This window comes from Holdemanella hominis (assembly GCF_014306155.1).
Taxonomy (GTDB): Bacteria; Bacillota_I; Bacilli_A; order Erysipelotrichales; family Erysipelotrichaceae; genus Holdemanella; species Holdemanella hominis.
On sequence record NZ_JACRWH010000015.1, the window covers coordinates 1 to 22116 of the forward strand.

General features: G+C 34.9%; 22 protein-coding genes. 11 read left to right on the top strand and 11 right to left on the bottom strand.

Annotated elements, in window-relative coordinates; translation table 11 throughout:
- The coding region (locus H8911_RS05275) for an IS110 family transposase (RefSeq protein WP_186998916.1) at window positions 1-179 on the bottom strand (179 nt) is incomplete at its 3' end.
- 308 nt (window positions 180-487) lie between these two features.
- Between H8911_RS05275 and H8911_RS05280 the strand changes: the two genes are divergently transcribed.
- Complete coding sequence (locus H8911_RS05280) at window positions 488-2173, top strand: ammonium transporter (RefSeq protein ID WP_186998917.1); 1686 nt, start codon at window positions 488-490, stop codon at window positions 2171-2173.
- A gap of 81 nt (window positions 2174-2254) precedes the next feature.
- On the opposite strand, the gene H8911_RS05285 is transcribed toward H8911_RS05280, so the two are convergent.
- The 5 genes from H8911_RS05285 to H8911_RS05305 all read right to left on the bottom strand — a co-directional run bounded on the left by H8911_RS05285 (window position 2255) and on the right by H8911_RS05305 (window position 6156).
- Window positions 2255-3076, bottom strand: coding sequence for a hypothetical protein (locus H8911_RS05285; protein WP_186998918.1), 822 nt, complete (start codon window positions 3074-3076; stop codon window positions 2255-2257).
- Between the two features lie 4 nt (window positions 3077-3080).
- The gene (locus H8911_RS05290) at window positions 3081-4085 is read right to left on the bottom strand and encodes a DUF7309 domain-containing protein (protein WP_117924582.1); all 1005 of its coding nucleotides are present in this window, start codon (window positions 4083-4085) and stop codon (window positions 3081-3083) included.
- 212 nt (window positions 4086-4297) lie between these two features.
- The gene (locus H8911_RS12430; RefSeq protein ID WP_217295468.1) at window positions 4298-4462 is read right to left on the bottom strand and encodes a hypothetical protein; all 165 of its coding nucleotides are present in this window, start codon (window positions 4460-4462) and stop codon (window positions 4298-4300) included.
- A gap of 186 nt (window positions 4463-4648) precedes the next feature.
- A complete protein-coding gene (locus tag H8911_RS05300; RefSeq protein WP_186998919.1) occupies window positions 4649-5572 on the bottom strand; it encodes an alpha/beta fold hydrolase in 924 nt (307 codons plus the stop codon).
- A gap of 77 nt (window positions 5573-5649) precedes the next feature.
- Complete coding sequence (locus H8911_RS05305) at window positions 5650-6156, bottom strand: phosphatase PAP2 family protein (protein WP_158567592.1); 507 nt, start codon at window positions 6154-6156, stop codon at window positions 5650-5652.
- 56 nt (window positions 6157-6212) lie between these two features.
- Between H8911_RS05305 and H8911_RS05310 the strand changes: the two genes are divergently transcribed.
- From H8911_RS05310 to H8911_RS12680, 5 genes are all read left to right on the top strand, one after another.
- Complete coding sequence (locus tag H8911_RS05310; protein ID WP_117924576.1) at window positions 6213-6962, top strand: creatininase family protein; 750 nt, start codon at window positions 6213-6215, stop codon at window positions 6960-6962.
- Window positions 6963-7046: 84 nt separating this feature from the next.
- A complete protein-coding gene (gene rmuC / locus H8911_RS05315; protein WP_255466295.1) occupies window positions 7047-7928 on the top strand; it encodes a DNA recombination protein RmuC in 882 nt (293 codons plus the stop codon).
- Window positions 7925-8452 (top strand): macro domain-containing protein, encoded by a 528-nt coding sequence (locus tag H8911_RS05320; protein ID WP_186998920.1) that lies wholly within the window; start codon window positions 7925-7927, stop codon window positions 8450-8452. The genes rmuC and H8911_RS05320 overlap by 4 nt, the downstream gene beginning before the upstream one ends.
- Window positions 8449-8976 (top strand): tRNA 5-(aminomethyl)-2-thiouridylate-methyltransferase MnmM, encoded by a 528-nt coding sequence (gene mnmM, locus H8911_RS05325; RefSeq protein WP_117924572.1) that lies wholly within the window; start codon window positions 8449-8451, stop codon window positions 8974-8976. The genes H8911_RS05320 and mnmM overlap by 4 nt, the downstream gene beginning before the upstream one ends.
- 66 nt (window positions 8977-9042) lie before the next feature.
- Window positions 9043-9165: a hypothetical protein gene (locus H8911_RS12680; RefSeq protein WP_255466296.1), complete on the top strand. Its 123-nt coding sequence runs from the start codon at window positions 9043-9045 to the stop codon at window positions 9163-9165.
- A 21-nt stretch (window positions 9166-9186) separates the two neighbouring features.
- On the opposite strand, the gene H8911_RS05330 is transcribed toward H8911_RS12680, so the two are convergent.
- The 5 genes from H8911_RS05330 to H8911_RS05350 form a co-directional block, all read right to left on the bottom strand.
- On the bottom strand, window positions 9187-10026 hold the full coding sequence (locus H8911_RS05330) for a metallophosphoesterase (RefSeq protein ID WP_117924569.1): 840 nt from the start codon (window positions 10024-10026) through the stop codon (window positions 9187-9189).
- 34 nt (window positions 10027-10060) lie between these two features.
- Entirely contained in the window at window positions 10061-11872 is a 1812-nt protein-coding gene (locus H8911_RS05335; RefSeq protein ID WP_117924568.1) for a ribonuclease J, read from the bottom strand.
- A gap of 74 nt (window positions 11873-11946) precedes the next feature.
- Window positions 11947-12498: a peptide deformylase gene (gene def / locus H8911_RS05340; RefSeq protein WP_117571533.1), complete on the bottom strand. Its 552-nt coding sequence runs from the start codon at window positions 12496-12498 to the stop codon at window positions 11947-11949.
- 165 nt (window positions 12499-12663) lie between these two features.
- Window positions 12664-14505, bottom strand: a complete 1842-nt coding sequence (locus H8911_RS05345) for an IS1634 family transposase (protein ID WP_186998921.1) — start codon at window positions 14503-14505, stop codon at window positions 12664-12666.
- 24 nt (window positions 14506-14529) lie between these two features.
- Entirely contained in the window at window positions 14530-14742 is a 213-nt protein-coding gene (locus tag H8911_RS05350) for a hypothetical protein (protein ID WP_186998922.1), read from the bottom strand.
- Window positions 14743-14839: 97 nt separating this feature from the next.
- On the opposite strand from H8911_RS05350, the gene H8911_RS05355 reads away from it, so the two are divergent.
- From H8911_RS05355 to H8911_RS05375, 5 genes are read left to right on the top strand one after another with little or no spacing between them, the layout of a single operon-like run.
- The gene (locus H8911_RS05355; protein WP_117924566.1) at window positions 14840-16048 is read left to right on the top strand and encodes an FtsW/RodA/SpoVE family cell cycle protein; all 1209 of its coding nucleotides are present in this window, start codon (window positions 14840-14842) and stop codon (window positions 16046-16048) included.
- Window positions 16045-16593 carry a 16S rRNA (guanine(966)-N(2))-methyltransferase RsmD gene (gene rsmD / locus H8911_RS05360; RefSeq protein ID WP_186998923.1) on the top strand — a complete coding sequence of 183 codons (549 nt, stop codon included), beginning with the start codon at window positions 16045-16047 and terminating at the stop codon, window positions 16591-16593. Before H8911_RS05355 ends, rsmD begins: the two co-directional genes overlap by 4 nt.
- A gap of 2 nt (window positions 16594-16595) precedes the next feature.
- Window positions 16596-17072 carry a pantetheine-phosphate adenylyltransferase gene (coaD, locus tag H8911_RS05365; protein ID WP_118114671.1) on the top strand — a complete coding sequence of 159 codons (477 nt, stop codon included), beginning with the start codon at window positions 16596-16598 and terminating at the stop codon, window positions 17070-17072.
- Window position 17073: 1 nt separating this feature from the next.
- Window positions 17074-17757: a ribonuclease III gene (rnc, locus tag H8911_RS05370; protein WP_117924560.1), complete on the top strand. Its 684-nt coding sequence runs from the start codon at window positions 17074-17076 to the stop codon at window positions 17755-17757.
- Window position 17758: 1 nt separating this feature from the next.
- Window positions 17759-22072 carry a PolC-type DNA polymerase III gene (locus tag H8911_RS05375; protein ID WP_255466297.1) on the top strand — a complete coding sequence of 1438 codons (4314 nt, stop codon included), beginning with the start codon at window positions 17759-17761 and terminating at the stop codon, window positions 22070-22072.
- Window positions 22073-22116: the final 44 nt, after the last annotated feature.

Sequence of the window (22116 nt, forward strand, 5' to 3'; positions counted from 1 at the left end):
TCTTCCATACCTAATAGAATTGATTTTTTAGAATATGGTTTAAGAGAGTTGATCAGAAAGTCAAATCCTTCTTTGTTGTTAGAAAAAGAAGAAGGTGTAACATTGAATTCACCAGTTTCCTTGTCCATAACACAGAAGTGGTGACTGTTCTTTCCAACATCGATACCAACTAATTTCATAAATAAACATCCTTTCTTGATTAAAATTTGTGAAAATGGTTATCCACAACACTTAGACCACAAAACCTGGTTCAAAATACGAATTCAAAGACTCATCTAACTAATCACTGTTTTGGAATAAGGTGTGGTAAGAACCTCCCTAAAGTAGTCAAGCTACAGGGTATAAATATACAAATCCATATTCACATATTCAATTTTACAAATTAACAAAACCGTCTTCAACTACGGTTATTAAAGGTTGAAAGAAAGGAGATGTATGTTGTAAATGACCAGCTAGATGGGTCAATTACAATATACCAGGGAATATTATGGAGAAGATTTTAACAGAGGTATTTGGAATATGGTACCTAATCGGAGCTGCATTTGTATTCTTTATGCAGGCCGGATTTGCGATGGTTGAAGCCGGATTTACAAGAGCCAAGAATGCCGGTAATATCATTATGAAAAACTTAATGGATTTCTGTTTAGGAACTGTCGCATTCTTGATTATTGGTTATAGCCTATTGATGGGACAAGATTTTGCGGGACTTGTTGGATGGGGAGAAAGTCCATTGACAGATTTTGCCGGAACAAACTGGTCAAGTTTTACATTCAACTTAGTGTTCTGTGCTACAGCTGCAACCATTGTTTCTGGGGCCATGGCAGAAAGAACAAAATTTATTTCTTATTGTATCTATAGTTTTGTGATTAGTTTAATTGTATATCCAATTGAAGCACACTGGGTATGGGGTGGCGGTTGGCTAAGTAGCCTAGGCTTCCATGATTTTGCCGGAAGTGCTGCCATTCACTATGTTGGTGGTTTAACCGCTTTAATTGGTGCATGGATGTTAGGCCCAAGAATTGGTAAGTTTGATAAAGATGGAACTCCACGAGGAATTCCAGGTCACAGCTTAACAATTGGTGCACTTGGATGTTTCATCTTATGGTTTGGCTGGTATGGATTCAATGGTGCAGCTGCTACAAATGGTATTCAGTTAGCTACAATCTTTGCGACAACTACAGTAGCACCTGCCGTTGCGACATGTACAGTTATGTTGATTACTTGGATTAAATATGGAAAACCAGATGTTGCGATGTGTTTAAATGGTTCATTGGCAGGTTTAGTAGCGATTACTGCAGGATGTGATGCCGTAAACGTATTTGGATCATTTGTGATTGGTATCTTATCTGGATGTATGGTTTGTTTCATTGTATGGTTGTTGGATTATAAATTAAAAGTAGATGATCCAGTAGGAGCTGTTGCCGTACACTTTGGAAATGGTTTATTAGGAACAATCTGTGTTGGATTATTTGCGTGTGGTACAGATACAATGCCTGAAGCACAAGGATTATTCTATGGCGGTGGATTCCATTTATTAGGCGTTCAATTATTAGGTTTATTGGCAATTGGTGCATGGACTGTTGTAACTATGTTTATTACTTTCTACATTATTAAAAAGACTGTTGGATTACGTGTTAGTGCACATGAAGAAATTGTGGGTCTTGATAAAATGGAACATGGATTGGAAAGTGCATATGCAGGTTTTGCCTTAGAAGCCGATGTTCCTGGTGATTATTTAGAAACAATTCAAGATTCTAGCTACACTCCAAGTGTAGAATTGGATGATGCCGTACCTACAAAAGTTATTCATAGTGATGGTTCTATTTCAAAGGTTGTTATTATTACTAAGGTTGAGAAATTTGATAAGATTAAGACTGCATTGAATGAAATTGGTATTGGTGGTATGACGGTCACAAAAGTATCTGGTTGTGGTGTGCAAAAGGGCCAAACAAGCTACTATCGTGGTGCTAAAGTAAATATGGAATTGCTTCCTAAATTAAAGGTTGAAGTTGTTGTAAGTGAAGTTCCTGTAGCAGATGTTGTTAAGGCAGCTAAAAAGGCATTGTATACTGGAAATATTGGGGATGGAAAAATCTTTGTCTACGATGTTGCGGATGTTGTTCGTATCTCAACAGGAGCTCGTGGCAAAGATGCATTAAAATATGAAGAATAATATAAAAATCATGGCTTGTAAAATTGCTCTTTTCTCTTATTCGTTACAAGCCAAAGGAAAAGGATCGAAAATCGATCCTTTTTAGTTTAATAAGTCTGTATCAAATACATCATCATTTAATTCTTCATCAATCATTTGGAAAAGTAATTCCTCGATGTCTTTACCATTTTCTAATTCTTCAAATAGATCGGGTCTTTCATAGAACATCTTATTAAAGAAGAATCCAGAAACCAATTGATCATTTTGTTCTTCTAAAGTACGGTGTTCGTTTTCTTCTACCCAAGGTCCTTCATTTTGAGTTTCAATAACTTGAATGCGTTCCAATTCAATTTCTTTATTATTCAGCTCTTCATTGATGAGCTTTCCAGTTACAGGATAAAATTCGTCTGTTCCAGAATCGAAGAAGGATAGTAAGAACATATCACTCTTTTCTAAACATAAATCGGCAATGGAACAAATCTGCATTTCTTCAGTAGAATAATCAATGCCTTCACAATTGATCATGAAATCATAGCTGCATACTATGTCTAAACTAGACATCACAAAATATGTCATATCCGCTAATGGAAGTCTTTTAGGGAATGTGATGGTTCTTGTGATGTCGTCCAATTGAAACTGAATGGTACAAATTTGAAATCTTTCCTTTAAATAGTCCGTTTTTTCTTCTATACAAATCTTTATACCTTCTTCAAAAGAATAATCGTGGAATTCAGAATCAATATCTAATAATTCATGTAGATATTGATTGGCGATTTCATGAAGTAAGATGAATTGATATTTTTCATCTTGTGGTGCATATTTGAATAATTCATTTAATGCAGGTTCTAATTTCTTGTTGTTTGTGATGGCTTCCATTGTCATATTCATCATAGAATCCATTTGTTTTTGTAGTTCCTTTTTCATTTCATTACTCCATATCCATATGTTTTAACATATTAAAAATATCATCGATTTCTTCCAAATTATCTTTAACTAGAGGAATATCTAATTTCTCACAAATAAAATCAAGCCAATTTAGAATATATGGATTTCTGGCATATACATGTTTAGGCTTACCAAAATGTTCGATGGCACCCAAAAAATTATTCATAATGACTTCATAATCTTCTTGATCTGGGTGAATTAAATCAAAGTGTAAAATTTGGTTATTTCTTAAATCAAATACTATATAGGCTAATGGATTGATGGGCCTTTCAAAACCTTCATCATTTGTGGGAACCATCATATAATCCATATCAATCGCAAGTTCTAAATCTCCATCCTTTATATTTTTAAAATAATCAATTAGATTTGAATCATTGACAAGGATCGTATTATAACGTTCTGGTTCCATAGGCCTAGGTACAGTATAAGAGAACCAATTTCCATCTTCATCTTTTTGTGTGTAAAGAATATCTCCTCCTTCAAAGATGGACTCTTGATAATCTTCATGTTTTAATGTTTCAATCAATCCTTTATAGGTTTCAATCAACATTTTGATTTCACCATAGTTTGGAAGGCTTGGAAAACTTTTCTTTTCAAAAGTTTTAAAATAAATCCAGTTCCCATTGCCACGAAAACGAAGACCTAATTGTTTGATAATTGAATACATTTCATCATCGATTTCATCACGATTTCCCCAATAACAAGTAATGCAGTTTTGATCGGACATCACAAACGTTGCAGGTACATTATAGTCGTCATTGCAGATTTGGCAAAAATCACTATAACCTTCCATGCCTCGATAAACACTGATACCTGTGCATGTTCCACTTTTACCCATAATGGATACGAAGTTTGGCTCTTCATTTTTCTTTGTTTCTACTGCAATTAAATCCATGTTCCAATATGAGTTCCAAGGCCTTAATTTTGTGATTTCAATAGCCAAATCATAGAGTTCTTTCCATTGTTCTAATGTTGCTGGTGTTGCCATAATACTTCCTCAACTTTATCGTATTAATAGTAACATTACTGCATGCTAAACTCAATTAAGATTCCTTAATGATTTTTCCAGATATATAATCAGGGATGAGTTCAAAACATTGTACACTAGGTCCGGAATATTTTAATTCATGATCAATATAATTTTGATCATCGGTAAATTTTAGGCAGAGTTGCGTGCATATTTCTTTGACTTTATCTGGATCATTTACCATCATTATTAATACCAGCTGGATCACTTACGATTTCACCATCTTTTTTAAAGCCTTTATCCATGACACAAAAACTAGCCTTATCACGTTGTTTTAAACAATCCATTTTATGTCCTTCTTTTGCTCCATGAAAATAGATATGTCCGTTTTTTTTCATCGTACCAATGTGTAATAGGAAAACCATAGGGGTATCCCGTATCACTGATTAAAGATAATACGCCATGAGGTTCATTGGTAAGTATCTCTATAAATTTTTTCTTCAGATAATTTTTGTTTGAATCTTCGCATTGTCTTAAACATAGTTAGCTCCTTTAATGAAAAAGGTGTAAATTGAATTACACCCTTATAAATTTGAATTCATAAATTCAATAATTCCGGCTTCAACTTCATTTTTGATTTCTGCATAATTATGAATTTCATGACGATAGCCAGAATATAATTTAGTTGTGACATGATGTCCAGTTTCTACAAGCCAGTTACTGACTTGACATACTCCTAGACCATATTCGCCAACTGGATCTTGATCACCAGCAATATTGTAAATAGGTAATTTTTTAGGTACTTTTTTGGCCCATTGAGTTCCTTCAATTGTAAGCATCATTTGGATAAAATCATAAATAGAACGATTGCTAGTAGGTCTTGTGAAGGCATCAAATGGATCTTGCGCATGGTCCTTTTGTACGTATGGATCATGGCAAATCCATTCATTTCCAATTTGAACTTCACCACAACGTTCGCACATCCAGCCCATAAGTGAGCCTACAACATTTGGATCAGACTCTTCACCGTGGCCTGCATCAATGATTTCTTTCAATTTTTCTTTAACTTCTTTAGCACCACGGAAAATGCCTGTTGTACCACAAATTGTTGCACCATTTAATTCATTTCCGTATTTTGCGATAAAATCTCTTGTGATAAATGAACCCATACTGTGACCAAATAAGAAGTAAGGTAAATTTGGATACTTCTCACATACAATTTTCTTTAATGTGTGTTCATCTTCCATCATGGTGTGACATCCTTTATCTCCCCAGTCACCCCAGACATTATTCACCATTGCGGTTTTTCCATGACCTACATGATCATCAGCGGCTACAATATAACCAGCATCTAGAAAAGCCGAAATCATATGGATATAGCGTCTTGAGTGTTCGCCAAATCCATGAATTAATTGAACGATTCCATTTGGCTTACATGCAGGAACATAAATCCAAGCTTGCACTTGATCGCGTTCATTATAAGATGTAAAAGATACTTCGTGTAACATACAATAATCCTCCTTTTTTTGTGTAATGTTAACTCGTTTTATATCTGTTTTTATTATATGCCCACAAAAAAACTATGTCATTTAGTTGACATAGTCTTTTTCATGAATTTATAAACGATGTACGCAAGCACAATGCCTGCAAGAATATCCGTTGGATAATGAACGCCCACATAGAGTCTAGAAAACGCAACAAGGATTGCGAGTATGAAAATTAGAATACTATACTTCTTAGGAAGACCATCATATACCATAAAGGCACAAATAAAGGCAGATGCGGTGTGTCCAGATGGAAATGAATAATCACTAGGTTTATCCACTAATGGAATAAGTTCATTAAACGCATCAAAGGGTCTAGGTCTTTGAAATATGAGTTTTAATACGACGAATAATACGGTACAAATCAAAAAGGCAATAATTGTTTCTTTTGCGAGTCTTCTAGTATCTTCATTTTTCTTGAACATATAAATCAATACGATTCCTAGAAGAATATATAAAAAGTATTCGTTTGTGATCAAGGTGAAGAAGGGTGTGAGTATGTAGTGACGAATGTTTTCTTGTATAAACAATAAAATTTTAATATCCATAGAAATTTTCCTTTCGATAGGAGTATTATACATATATAAAGATAGGAAGTGAAGTTATGCGACTTGAAAGAATGAGTTGGAAAGATTGCGAAGAATATTTTAAGGATCATGATATGGTGATACTTACAACGGGGAGTACTGAAAATCATGGAATCCACAATCCATTAGGAACAGATACTATGATTCCTAATAAGATTTTAGAACTAATTGAAAAACAAAGTGATGTATTGATTTGCCCAACCTTACCTTATGGGGATGCCGATTTTCATACAGAATACACGGGTACAATTTCAATTGGTAGTGATTTATTAGAAATGGTTATGAAAAGAATCAGTGATCGACTATATGATTGTGGTGCTCGACATTTTGTGTTCTTAAATGGACATGGAGGAAACACACATGCATTAAGTAAAGTATGTCGTCATTTATATAAGAAGGGAGCTGTGGGTACAATTTTTGACTGGTGGACTATTGCTGGAAAAATCAATCCAGAATGGGCCGGAGGCCATGGTGCAGGTCAGGAAACGGCAGCTATGTTGTATGTGGATGAAAGTTTAGTTCAAAAGGATAAGATTGAAGATTCAAATTTAAATCAGTTTACACCTCAATTAACAGCTTCCAATGCACAAACCGTAAACTTTAAAGGCGTGGATATTCCAGTTCCTAGAAGTAATCGTTTAAGTAGTGATAATGGCTGGTTTGGAAAGGATCATCCTAAATATGCAACGTATGAATGGGGTAAAGAAATGGTGGAAGCTACGGCTGATTTTCTTGTGGAATATATGAAAGAATTTCAAAAGATGTAGTAATTCATTTCGAGTTGAACTATAATAAACGTACAAATAGGGGACAAATATTTTTGTCTCTTTTCTTTTCGTATGGAGGTTTTAATGGAAATCATTATCTTAATATTATTATGCGTTGTGATTGTATGCTTGATTGTTTTGTTGATGCAAAATAAGTCGAAGGAAGTAGAAACTTCAAGTGCAGATTCTTTGATTCTACAAAAGAATTTTGAATATCTTTTAAAACAAGTACAGGATGTTCAAAAGAATCAGGCTACTTCAAAAGTGAGCTTGAATCAAATGGAAGAGTATTTATATCGTATGAATATGGTCATGACAAATACAAAACTTAGAGGAAACTGGGGAGAATATCAATTGGATATGCTTCTAAGCGTATATTGTGGTCAAAATCCATCTATCTATTCGATGCAGTATACTTTGCCAAATGGAAAGATTGCGGATTGTGCTTTTCATTTACCAGACACGAATAAAGTGTTGTGTATTGATTCAAAGTTTCCTATGGAAAATTATATGAATCTTCAGGAAGATATGGATACATATCTAAGACCTTTTAAGATGAATATGAAAAAACATATTGATGATGTAGCAAATAAATATATTAATATGGATACGATGCCTTATGCTTTATTGTTTGTGCCTAGTGAAGCGATTTATCAATTTGTATGTGCTAAATGTGATGATTTATTTACATATGCCCTTCAAAAACATGTTATGTTGGTATCTCCAACTACACTTGTAGCGGAAGTGATGACTTTACTATCAAGTACAAAGGATTTTTATCGCACAAGCCATATGGAAGAAATCGAACGAAATATTTTGTTGCTGCAGGAGGATGCGAATCGTCTTGTAGAAAGAAGTGTAAGGGCAGAAAAAATGTTGGAAACTTTGGCAACACAATTCCATGCGGTTTCTATTTCTGCACAAAAATTATCAAGTCGAATGACTAAGATGGGAGAAGACGAATGATTAGTACATTAAAAGGAAATATATCATTATTGGATTTTGATTTGATTGTGGATCCAACCAATCAACAAGTTTTACCAATGCAAGGAGTGAGCGCACAGATATTTCATCAGTCTGGAAATGAAATGATGAAGGCTTGTCAGGCTTTAAATGGTTTAGAAGTAGGAAAAGCTAAGATGACAGAATCTTTTAATTTGCCATGTAAAGCAGTTATTCATACGTGTGGACCTCGTTATATAGATGGCGCTCATAATGAAGATGAATACTTGGCTGCATGTTATTGGAATAGTATGGCATTGGCGTATGATTATATGCGAAAAAATGATATGGAATCGATCAATATTGCCTTTCCATGTATTTCTACAGGTATCAATGCATATCCAAATCATGAGGCTTGTGCAATTGCGATTCAAACCGTAAAACGATTAATGAATAAGTTTCCTGAGACAAGGGCTATTCATGTATGTTTTGTGTGTGATAAAACCGAAGATTATATGTTATATAAAGAGGCATTAAGACTACGATGAAATCCATGGTTGATTTATCCCATGAATTTTTAAAGCCAGTTCTTCATAAACAAGCAATATGTGTGGATGCGACATTAGGACAGGGAAAAGATACAGATTTCTTTTTGTCGCAGAATGTGCATAAAGTATATGGCTTTGAAATTCAAAGGGATGTTTTTGAAAGTACAAAAGAACGATTGGATGATCAAAGAACTTGTTTCTATAATGTTGGACATGAACATATGGAAGAATATATTTATGAAGAAGTGGATGCGATAATATTTAATTTTGGGTATTTTCCTCAAGGTGATCATGGCATCACAACCCAATCTTCTTCAAGTGTAAGTGCAGTTAGACAAGCTTTAAAACTTTTAAAAGTAAAAGGAAGAATGGCACTTGTGATGTATCCACATGAATCGGGACAGGAAGAAGCTAAATGTATGGAAGAGTTTTTAAAAACACAAACATCGATTCAGGTACAGAAAGTACAAAACTTGTTGTTGGATCATTGTCCATACTTATTATTAATAGAAAAAAGAAGATAAAAATCCGTAGTATTATTATGATAAAATTTAAGTAGAGATATTCGAATAGAAAAGAGGGTGACATGCATGTTTCTAACTATCTTTATCATAATAATCTTAGTATTCATCTTGTTAGAACTAGCTTCTATTAAAGATGAAATCAAAAAGAACAATGAACTTCTAATTCAATGTCTAAAGAAAAAAGAATAAGAGGCTGATTTAAAAAGCCTCTTATTTACTTTGTAGCATGAAATAATAGATTTCTGGTTTTGCCATAAAACGAAGATTTACGTGTGTGCATCCTACACCGGATGAAATGATGTATGGAAAGGCAAGACGTTTTGCGTGGGAACGATTCAATGATTTTGCCCCATCTATCGATTTATATCCACCAAAAATAGGAAATGTGATTTGATTGCCATGAGAGTGTCCACATAATGCAAGGGATATTGATTTTGTGGATAATTCTTCATTAGTCAGTGTATCTGGCATGTGAGTAATGAGCAGATTGTATTGTTTGTCTGACGTTGAAATTTTACTTGGATCTGGAATATTTGATAATGCACTTAATGTAATGCCTTCCTCTTTTTTGTTTGTAAGAAGAATTGTTTCATTTTCTAATATTTCAAATTGTGCCTGATTTAAAATGGAACGAACTACGTCGTTGTTTGCATCATCCTTTTCGCCTAAGACACAAAACTTACCTAGTGGAGCATGCATCTTAGATAATTTATTGGTGATATAATCCATGTCTTCTTGATTCATTTGACAGGTTTCATCAAATAGATCGCCACCAAAAATCAGAATGTCTGGATCTAAATGTTCAATTTTATTAAAGAGTTTGTCGGCTCTTTTTTTATTTTCAAATTTACCATATTGCACATCCGTAAAATAAACAATGGATACATCATTCATTGAGGATGGAATCTTTTCATCTTTCAATGTTTTATATTGTACACTCAATTGTTCGGGCTCAACATTTTTTGCGATTTTCAAAGATCCTAGCATACTTAATACGATTGCAAATAATATGGCAATGATGATAAACATTTGTTTCTGTAACTTTGTCATGAAACTATTTTATCATAAAATAGAAAAGACATCACTAGGATGCCTTTGTTGCTCTTGGTTTTCTTGCATGGAAATTGTTCTTACGATTCTTTTGAAGTTCTTCCATTGTTTGTTTTGAATTCAAGATAACTGGAATTACAATTGGGTTTCGATGTGTCTTCTTGTATAAGAATGGTTCTAATGTAGAGCGTACACAGTTTTTGATTTCAGAGAAAGTGGTTTTCTCTTTCATCTTTTCTTGAAGAGAATTATTCACAATATATTCAGCTTCTTTGATCAATCCCTGTGAATCTTTAATGAAGACAAATCCACGTGATACGATGACTGGTCGCATTAAGATTTTGTTTTCTTTTGAATCGATAGCTAAGATAACAGCAACTAATCCATTATCGGCTAAGATTCGACGATCTTTTAAAACAGCAGTGGATAATCCGGAAATATCATTTCCATCGACATAAATATCGTCACCTTGGTATCGCCAGTCACTTTGTAGTACTTTGTGATCTCTTAAAATTAAAATATCTCCATTTGCGCATACAAAGATATTCTCTTTAGGAATACCTGTTTCCATTGCGGTTTGACGGTGTTGCATCAACATCTTATATTCACCATGAATTGGCATAAAATAGGTTGGACGAACTAACTGTAACATTAGTTTTTGTTCTTCTTTAGAAGCATGTCCCGTTGTATGCAAGTTATTTAAGATGGATTTTGTCAATACTGTAGCACCCGATCTAAATAAATTATCAATAACACGATTGACACTGGATTGGTTTCCTGGAATTGGATTACTTGAGAATACGATTGTATCTCCAGGTTTTAAGTGAATAAAGCGGTGTGTACCATTCGCAATCCTTGATAGGGCAGCCAAAGGTTCACCCTGACTTCCTGTACAAATAATACAAACTTTATCATCTGGTGTATAAGCTAATTCTTCAGGACTTAAGAAGTCTGAATTTTTAACTTTGATTGTTCCCATCTTTCGTCCAATATCGACAACATTTTCCATACTTCGACCAAATACGATTACTTTTCTACCAAATTTAGTAGCAGCTTCAATGATTTGAGCAACACGATGTACGTTGGATGCGAATGTCGCAACAATTAAACGCTGTTTTGTCTTACGCATAATGTCCTGGATTTCATTGGCAACTTTTCTTTCTGAAATAGAGAAGTCTTCAACTCCAGAGTTTGTAGAATCTGACATCAATAAGTCTGGTTTTGTGACACCGATAAATGCCATTTTCTGATAGTCTGCATTTGTTCCAACAGGAGTTAAGTCAAATTTGAAGTCACCTGTGTGGACAATAGATCCATTAGGACATGTGATATGTACACCTAAAGAATCGGGGATAGAGTGGATGGTATTGAAGAAACCAACTTTAAAGTATTTTGTTGAGATACTTGAGTTTTCATCAATTTCTATAATTTTTGTTTTTTCTAGTCCTTTATGTTCACTTAACTTTTTAAGAATCAAAGCCTTCGCAAAACGAGGTGCATAGATAGCATCAATTTGGACTTGTTTTAGTAAGAATGGAATTCCTCCAATATGATCCTCGTGACCATGGGTAATTACTAAAAACTTTCTTTTTTTGTTCATGCGAATCAAATGATGATAATCAGGAATTACATAGTCAACTCCTAATAGTTCATCACCTGGAAACAAAACGCCACAATCTACGATACAGATTTCATTTTCGTGTTCGTAGCAATACATATTTTTACCGACTTCGCCTAATCCCCCTAAGGCGTAAATCAAAGTATCACCTTTTTCAACGTGATTTTTTGCATGATATGGTTTTTTGTTCGATGCATGCCCAAACGCTTGTTGTTGTGTTTTTGGCATATTCGACCTCTTTCTATAATTTAATGACTCTATTGTTATTATAGCAAAGCTACGCGATTTAAAAAAGCAGAAGCTTAAATGACTTCTGCCTCATCATCACTTTTCCATGGATTATTGGCATCAATATGATCGTAGAAAAGAGTACCTGATAAGTGATCGATTTCGTGTTGAAGGCAAATTGCGAAATATCCTTCCGCTGAAATTGTTACATTTTTATCTTGAATCAAATCATAACCACGAACTTTAATTCTTGCATGACGGAAAACATGTCCTGGATGTTCGCCTTTTACGGATAAACAACCTTCTCCATTATCTAAATATGCGTTTTGTACGGATTCGGAAATGATTTTAGGATTGACTAGTGCAACTTCATCTACACCATCTTCATAAGGAATCACAACCGCAATCATTTGTTTTAAAACACCAACTTGTACAGCTGCAATACCAACGGCCGGCTGTAAACCTTCGGCTTCGGCAATTTCATCATCTTGTGAATTACGCACATAATCTAACATGGCCTGTAAAAGTTCTCTGTCCTCATTTGATAAAGGCAATTGAACAGGTTCACTTTGCATACGAATTCTTTCGTCTGTATCCAATATAATATCTTTGCTTGTTATTTTCATAGTAATCATCCTCGCAAACATTCTATAGCATTTTCGAATTATTGACAAATGATTTTTGAAAATATGCTCCCGAGTTTGACAGTTGAAAAAGTAAAAAGTGCTAGAAAGCCTTTATTCAAGGTTTAATCTAGCACTTTCGTTTTTTTGAAATGTTGTATGTGATTTCTATTTTGAAAATTTTTTTACTATTTTGTTTAAATCACTTGGTCTATAGTACTTTCTGTTTAGTTGTAGCTCGAAACATCTTTCTAATGCATCTAATGCCTGACTTCCACTATAGATGGATTTGTAGTACATGTCATCCATATTTACTACATTCATATTTCGTAATGTTTTTATTAGGTTTGATGTTGTTACATGAGTTAAGTTGTCATCCAACTTGCACTCCATAAGCCTGTATATAAGTAGTGCAGTGTAGCAGATCAAGAAATGTGCACGTATTCTTTCTGGCTTTCTCAAGAATACTGGTCTTGCATCGAAATTAGTCTTCATGATTCTAAAACAGTCTTCGATTTTGTATCTATTTTGAGCTACTGCTAGGATGTCTTTGGCTGAATCGTCAAGGTTTGTTGCGACGGCATAGAATCCATCGTATTTTTCTTCTTCATGGATTTTATCCATATCCAATACATAATTAGCTGTATCAGATGATGTGTTCTTAAGGAATCGACGTATATCGTTGGGTCCTTTTTTTATCTTTTCAGGATCTTTAAGTCTTAATAACTTTTTAGCACGTTCAAGCTGTCTTTCGCGGATAGTCCTTTGGTATTCCATCATCTTTCTAGAGAAAGTGACAATGATATATTGATGTAATGTTCCTTTGGCTTTTACTTTTTTTGTTCGACCGTTCTTGTATACTTTTTCTTCATAAAGTCCTGTATCCATGGCTGTGTTGGCTGGAATCACTTTATAGGCAAAATCATTGTATAGACTTAGATTGTTTGCGTCTTTTTTATTAAATGTTCGCATTTCTTTCAATGTGATCGCATCGTCATTTGACAATAGACGGTAGTTTGAATCGTTGAATACGATATCTTTGATCTCTTGTCCAAGTTTTTTTACTGACTGTGTAACGATATAGGCTCTACCACCCATATCATTGAATTTACGGATATTGTAGGATCCAAGTCCTGCATCCGCACAATATATGAACTTTTTGTTTCCGGTCATTTTTATAACTTCTTTTTCAAGTGGAACGGCAGTAAGCTGTTCATTTGTGTTTCCTGGATGAATACACATAGAAATAGGGATTCCACGTCTGTCCATGATAAGCCCCATTTCAACAATAGGAGATGTCTTGTTTTCCTTACTGATTCCGAACTGACGAAGTCCAAGGATAATTTCTCCAGTAACTTCGTCAACAATCTCCTCATCAGGTTTTTCTGTTTCAAAGAAATAGTTTGTACAGTCATAGTACATAACTGAAGTATCTCGTTTAACGATGTTTTCGGAATTGTCAAAAAGATGTTTTAAATATTGGTCACTGTTTCTGTCTAGAATATCCAGGAAACGAATCATATGTTGGTATTCAACCTGAGGTTTCTCATAGTATGTATCAAGTTTATCGTATGTTCCATATTTACTGGCAGGATCCAGAATCCTTGCATAGGTAAGAAACTGACAGATTTTATTACAGTCGTAGGTGATCTTTCGGTCAGAAGAAACTGATTTAAAAAAATCAGACGGATTCAATTTGGCATAGATATCCTTAAGATACAGATATCCAATGTTCAAACTAGTAGAATTCGAACAAGGAGAATCTGTAGAAGGGATTCTTTCATTAAAGTCCATAGTAACAATGAATTCAGATCTGCCAGAACGATATTCCTCATTCATTTTTTTTACTTCGTTTTTAGCGTATTCCAAGGGATTATCCGTTATAAGAAGAAGCTCAGAATGTTTACCTAATCTTTTGATGTTTTTGGTTGTCGTTTTTTTACCATTTCTAAATCCCTGCTGAATATAGTAAGTAGGATCTTTAAGTCGTTTATCATAATACAGTTTCATAGAAGCAGCCATCCTTTACAACTATTATACCACAATTACAACACATACAACAGTAAAAAATAAAAATTTGACGAAAAAAAAGCCGTACATAAACGACATTTGGCTATTTTGGCTATGAGCAAGTGTTAAACTCCCGAGTTCTCTGTCCTCATTTGATAAAGGCAATTGAACAGGTTCACTTTGCATACGAATTCTTTCGTCTGTATCCAATATAATATCTTTGCTTGTTATTTTCATAGTAATCATCCTCGCAAACATTCTATAGCATTTTCGAATTATTGACAAATGATTTTTGAAAATATGCTAAAATAGAATTTATGATGGGGGGATTTACATGTCCGAACAAAAAAAGAAGGGAAAATTATCATTTTTCGCATTGGATCCAAAGTGTGATAAGTATATTAATTGGGCGGTGTCGCTTCTTTTGTTGATTGGAACATTTACGATTGTATCAACCAATGTAGGAAAAACGACATATGCTCCTAACATTGTCCCAAAAGTAATTGTTAAACAAAGTGTATTTTGCGTATGTGGATATATTGCCATGTGGTTTATGAATCGTTTGTTTCGCTTTCGATGGTATTCAAAAGCAGAATGGTTTATTGTTCCACTTTGTTTGTTCATAATGGTACTTCCATTTGCGTTTCCAGAAATTGGAGGAAGCCATGCCTGGATTCAGGTTGCCGGTATATCTTTGCAGCCAAGTGAATTCGCAAAACCATTATTGCTGATTATTTGTGCGACATGCTTGTATCGCGCAAAAAAGAAATCAATTATGTTAAAGGAAAAGGGTAGACTCTTTAAAAGGGCGTGGGCCGCATTTATTTGTATATGTATCATTGTGCTTTTTCAAAAAGATACAGGAACCGCTGTTATCATTGGATTTATCTTTATATCTTGTATCATGATTCCAAAATATCCTGTTTTACAACATACACAACGCGTATTAAAAGTACTTATTTATGGAGGAATTATTTCTGGCGTTGTTTTGTTTGGATTTACAAATATAGGAAATGAAATCTTAAAACATACGCCCTTTGCACATATTGCGGTGCGTGTTGAAAACTTCAAAAATCCATATAACGATGTTTATGGGGATGGATATCAACCAGCCAATTCTTTGTATGGAATCGCAAGCTCGAATATTGTTGGAAAAGGCATTGGAAACTCGGCACGTAAATATGGTTATTTAACACAGGCTGACAATGACTATATTTTAGCTGTATTGATTGAAGAAACAGGTATCTTTGGTTTGTTTGGATTGGTTATTCTGTATGGAATTATTGAATTTCGCTTATTTTATTATGCCTTTAAAACAAGTGAGGATATGTACAAAATAATATTGGGTGGCGCAGGCGTTTATCTATTTATGCACTTCTTTTTGAATGCTGGTGGTGTGGCTAGCCTGATTCCTTTTACCGGAGTACCCCTACTATTTATAAGTAGTGGAGGTACAAGCTTGATTTCAATTATGTTGACAATGGGATTGGCACAAAACTGCATTTGTGCAATCCGAAGAAGGGAGATGGATCGATTATCATGAGAATTGTAGCGGGAAAATATGGGTCTAGATCATTAAAAAGTCCTAAAAATGATGCGACTAGACCAACACAAGATAAAATTAAAGGGGCCATCTTCTCAAGTTTGGGGAACATGTTTGATGGTGGTAACTTTTTAGATTGTTACAGTGGAACTGGAAATATGGGCTTAGAAGCTGTGAGTCGCGGAATGGATCATGCGACTTTGGTGGACAATAATAAAGGGGCCATTTCTGTCATTAAGGAGAATGTAAAGAGTTTAAAGGCAGAAAAAGAGACCAAAATTATTTGTGGAAATATTTTTAGTGTATTGGAACGTTTGACTTTAAAGTATGATGTAGTTTATATTGATCCTCCGTATGCGAAACAGGAAAATGAAAAGTTGATTCAAAAATTAGAGGATTTGGATATTGTAAAATTAGATGGAGTTATTGTAGTGGAAAGCCTGCAAGAAGAGGTGTGGCCAGAAAAAATAGCTTCATTCATAAAATATAAAGAGAAGACATATGGTATTACGCGTATTTCTTATTATCAAAAAGAGGAGAATTAAGAATGAAAATAGCAGCATTTTGCGGAACATTTGACCCAGTTACTTATGGTCATTTAGATATTATTGAAAGAGCAAGTAAGTTGTTTGATCAGTTAGTGGTCTTTATTTCGCCAAACTCAGATAAAAATAATGAGTTTACAGAGGAAAAAAGATTAAAATGGTTGAATGAATCAACGAAGCACTTGTCAAACGTAACATGCAAGATTCAGTCGGGATTAGTTGTCGAGGCATGCAAAAGTGTGAATGCGACTGTGCTGGTACGTGGAATTCGTAATGGTGTGGATTGTACATACGAGCAAAACATGGCGTTTATGAACGCAAGATTGAATGAGGACATTGAGACAGTATGTTTATTTACTCGTCCTGAATATAGTTTGTACTCAAGTTCAAACGTAAGAGAACTATTTAAATATGGTCAGGACATTTCGGGATTTGTTCCTGCTTGTGTATTAGAAGATCTAAAAAAAGGAGAAGAATAAAATGGAAAAGTTTATTGATTGGTTAAAGGCAAATGGATATCAATATAAAGATGAAGATATTTATCTAGAAGCTTGTACACACTCTTCGTATGCCAATGAACATCATCGTGAAATGGGAGACAATGAGCGCTTAGAATTTATGGGAGATTCTGTTTTACAAATTTGGAGTGCTACACAATTATTTTTGATGGAACCCAAAATGCGTGAAGGACAAATGACAACACTTCGTGCACAGACAGTGTGTGAATCTACATTAGCCGTATTGAATAGACAATTAGGATGGTATGAATTCTTGCGTCTAGGTGTTGGTGAAGAAAAAACGGGTGGACGCCATAGAGAAAGTATTTTGGCCGATCAATTTGAAGCTTGCATCGGAGCTATTTATATTGATCAGGGATATGCCGTTTGTGACGAGATTTTGACAAAATATATGAAGCCAGTATTTAAACAAGAAAAGAGTGAGGCTGTTACAGACTATAAAACACATTTACAAGAGGTGATTCAGGCAGATTCTAGAAAGACAATTCAATATAAATTGTTAGAAGAAAAAGGTCCAAGTAATGCACCAACCTTCACAATGGGTGTGTATTTAGATGATATTTTATTAGGTCAGGGAACGAGCAGCACAAAGAAAAAGGCGGAACAAAAAGCAGCTAAGGATGCTTTTGAAAAGATGGCAAAATAAAATGGAAGTATTTGAGAAATTACTAGATCCGGAATTATATGCGTATTTTAAAAATGCGACTTTTTATGAGAATCCTGTATTTCATACAGCGCATAAAATGGTTGATTTTTACATTGAATTTGAGAATGTAATTCCTTTGGAAATTTATGAACAGATCATTACTAAGCTTCAGCTTTCTTTGCATACTCATGTAAAGTTGCATATGCACACAAAGAATAGCGTTATTGAAATGGATGAACTGGATCGTTATGTAAATTATTTTGTGGAAAAATATAGTGATGTGAAGGATTTTCGCTTTCTACATCCTTATTTGGAAAATGATACAATCTGTTTTTCTACGCGCGATGAGTCTCGTCTTGCTGCTTTAAATTTGGCTTTACCTTCATTAATGGAAAAGTTAGAGGATGTAGGGATTACGCAGGAAATTGTGTGTAAAAAAGTTGAAGATGATATAGAGATTGAAACGGCAAAGGTTCAAGTGAGTGCACCAGTTATTAAACAAGAGCCAGTTAAGAAGCAGTATCCTTCTTCAAACAGCTATAAGAAGGAATCAGCTACAACATATAAGATTGCAGATTTACGAGTGGGCTATTCAAATGTTCAAATTGAAGGACATATTTTCGATATTGATAATCGTGTTATGAAGAGTGGTAAAACTTTGCAGATGTTGTATATCAGTGATTATGATGATGCGATTGTTGCCAAACGTTTTGAAGGGGCAAGATGTCCTATTGAAGAGATTCAAGCGGTAAAAAAAGGCATGCATGTTGTGTTAACGGGTGAAGTTGTTTATGATTCATTCTCAAAGTGCGACTCTTTTATGGTTCGTAAATTAGAAATCTCAAAGGAAAAGAAAAGAGAAGATCATGCGAAAGTAAAAAGAACGGAATGGCATGTTCACTCTAATTTTTCAGAAATGGATGGTGTTTGTGCAATCGAAGAATTTATTCAGACTGCCTATGACTGGGGTATGGATTCTATCGGTGTGTGTGATCACCAGGTCGTACAGGCTTTTCCAATGGCACAACATAAGATTGAGGCTTTGGTCAAACAAGATCCGAATCGTGAATTTAAAATGTTGTATGGTTGTGAAATGCTTGTGGCAGATTCTAAATATCATATTGTATATAATAATGATCATCGCAAACTTGAAGATGCAACATTTGTCGTGTTTGACTTAGAAACAACGGGTCTTTCAAATACGCGTGATGAAATTATTGAATTTGGTGGGGTTAAGATCAAAAATCGTGAAGAGGTTGGACGTTTACAGATGTTCATTAATCCAAAGCGTACAATTCCTGCCCACATTTCAAATTTAACGCATATTACACAAAATGATGTAGATCGTGCAAAACCTATTGAAGATGCTTTAGATGAGTTGTTAGAATTTATTGGAGATTCTATTTTAGTTGCACATAATGCGACATTTGACGTTGGCTTTATGAATGCAGCCTGCAGAAAAACAGGTCGTGATGAACTGACAAATCCTGTGATTGATACATTGCCACTATCGTATGCGATGCTTCCGGATGATCAAAAGCGATTTAATCTAGGAAGTGTATGTCGTCATTATCGTGTGAGTTATGATGGTGAAGGTGCGCACCGTGCCGACTATGATGCGGATGTACTTTCACAAGTCATGTATAATATGATGAATCAATTAGGACATGAAGCTACTTTAGATACATTAGTTGATATGGAAAGTGGATGTGAGAAATACGCTTCGAAAAAACCATATGAGAGAAATCGTCCATATCATATGACGGTATTTGCAAAGAATAAGGATGGTTTAAAAGAATTGTTTGAATTGATTACTTTATCACATACACAATATTTGGTGAGTATGGGTAAAGAAAATGGTCAGCCTCGTATTATTAAGGAGGAAATCTCAAAGAAGTGGGATAACGGCAACTTATTAATTGGTTCTTCTTGTCAGAATGGTGAAATTTTTGAATTGGCGCATACGCGAAGTAAAAAAGAATTATTGGAAGCTATGGGCTATTATGACTACATTGAGTTACAGCCATTAGAGTGTTATAAGAATTTATTGGATCGTGGAAGCATTACAGATGTGGATGATTTGAAGTGGTATTTGCAGTTTATCTATGATACCGCAAAAGAAGCGGGTAAGATGGTGATTGCTTCAAGTGATGCACACTATGTGAATCCTAATGAGAAACGTCTTCGTGATGTATATATTAATGCCAAGGCAATTGGTAATGCTAGACATCCTCTATATATTTATAATAAACAAGCGCGTAAAGCTACGAGCAATCCAAATCAGCATTTGTTGACGACGGATGAGATGTTGAAGGCATTTGAATGGATGGGTGAAGATGTAGCTTATGAGGTTGTTGTGGAAAACACAAATAAATTGAAGTTATTAACAGAGCCTATCTTTCCAATCAAAGATAGGTTGTATCCACCTGACATTGAGGGGTCTGACCAAAAGTTGCGTGATATTTGTTTTGAAACAGCTCACCAATGGTATGGAAATGATTTGCCAGACATTGTAGAGAAACGTTTAACTCGTGAGTTAGATAGTATTATTGGTCATGGTTACTATGTAGTATATTATATTTCACACTTACTAGTTAAGAAGAGTAATGATGATGGATATCTTGTAGGTTCGCGTGGATCTGTAGGATCTAGTTTTGTTGCGACAATGTCCAATATTACTGAGGTAAACCCATTAACACCTCACTATGTATGTAAAAATTGTCAGCACTATGAGTTTTTAGATGGGGATGAAGCTAAGTCTGGTTTTGATTTGCCGGATAAGCTGTGTCCGGTTTGTGGTGAAATCATGCGTGGAGATGGTCAGGATATTCCGTTTGAAACATTCTTAGGTTTTGAAGGGGATAAAGTTCCCGATATCGATTTGAACTTTTCCGGTGAATATCAACCGAATGCCCATGCCTATACAAAAGAAGTATTTGGAGATGATCACGTCTTTAGAGCAGGTACTGTAGGTACGGTTCAGGAGAAGACGGCGTATGGTTATGTTAAAGGATATGAAGAAGAGATGGAGTGTGAGCCTTTTAATGAGGCAAAGCGTGTAGATTTGGCTAAGGGTTGTGAAGGTGTAAAAAGAACAACGGGTCAGCATCCGGGTGGTATTGTCGTTGTGCCATTGGATATGGATGTGCATGATTTTACGCCTGTTCAATATCCTGCAAACAATCCAAATGCGACTTGGAAAACAACGCACTTCGATTTCCATCAGATTCATGATAATATCTTAAAATTTGATATTTTAGGTCATGTCGATCCTACGGCTATGAAAATGTTGGAGAGAATAACGGGGGTGAATGTTCGTCAGATTCCTATGAATGATCAGGAAACTATGGCTATATTCTCGACAACTGAATCACTAAAAATCGATACGACAAAATATAATGAAGTTACAGGAGCCGCGGGTATTCCTGAGTTTGGTACACCATTTGTTCGTGGTATTCTTGAACTTACAAAGCCGACAACGTTTGCGGAATTAGTCACAATTTCTGGTTTGTCTCATGGTACCGATGTTTGGTTGGGAAACGCCAAAGATCTAATTGATAATGGTATTTGTAAGTTGAATGAAGTTATTGGTTGTCGTGACGATATCATGGTTGATTTGATGGGGTATGGTGTTAAACCAAAATTATCATTTACGATCATGGAAAGTGTTCGTAAGGGTAAAGGTTTAAAAGATGAGTGGGTTACCGAAATGAAGGCGAACAATGTACCAGAATGGTTTATTGATTCTTGTACAAAAATTAAGTACATGTTCCCTAAAGCCCATGCGGTTGCCTATGTTATGATGGCTGTGCGTATTGCGTGGTTTAAGGTACATATGCCAGTACATTATTATTGTATGTATTTTAGTATACGTTGTGATGCTTATGATGTGCAGACCATGATTCAGGGTGAAGCTGCAATTCGCCAAAGAATGGCGGATATCAAACATATGAAAGAGGATAAAACACAAAAGCCAAGTGATAAAGAGTTAGCTATTTATGATACGTTAGAACTTGCTTTAGAGATGGTTTTGCGTGGATTTAGATTCTCAAACATTAGCATTAATCGTAGTGCGGCTACTGAATTTATTGTGGATCCAGACGATCCAAAAGCGATTATTCCGCCTTTCACAAGTATTGATGGTTTGGGTTCAAACGTAGGTTTGTCTGTTGTAAAGGCAAGAGAAGAAAAACCATTCCTATCTAAGGAAGATGTACTGAAGCGTACACAGCTTTCAAAAACATTAGTTGAAAAGTTAGCGGATATGAATGCTTTAGAGGGATTGGATGAAGAAAATCAAATGACACTGTTTTAGGCAGTGTCTTTTTTAGAGCGTATGTAAATTTTTATAATTATGTA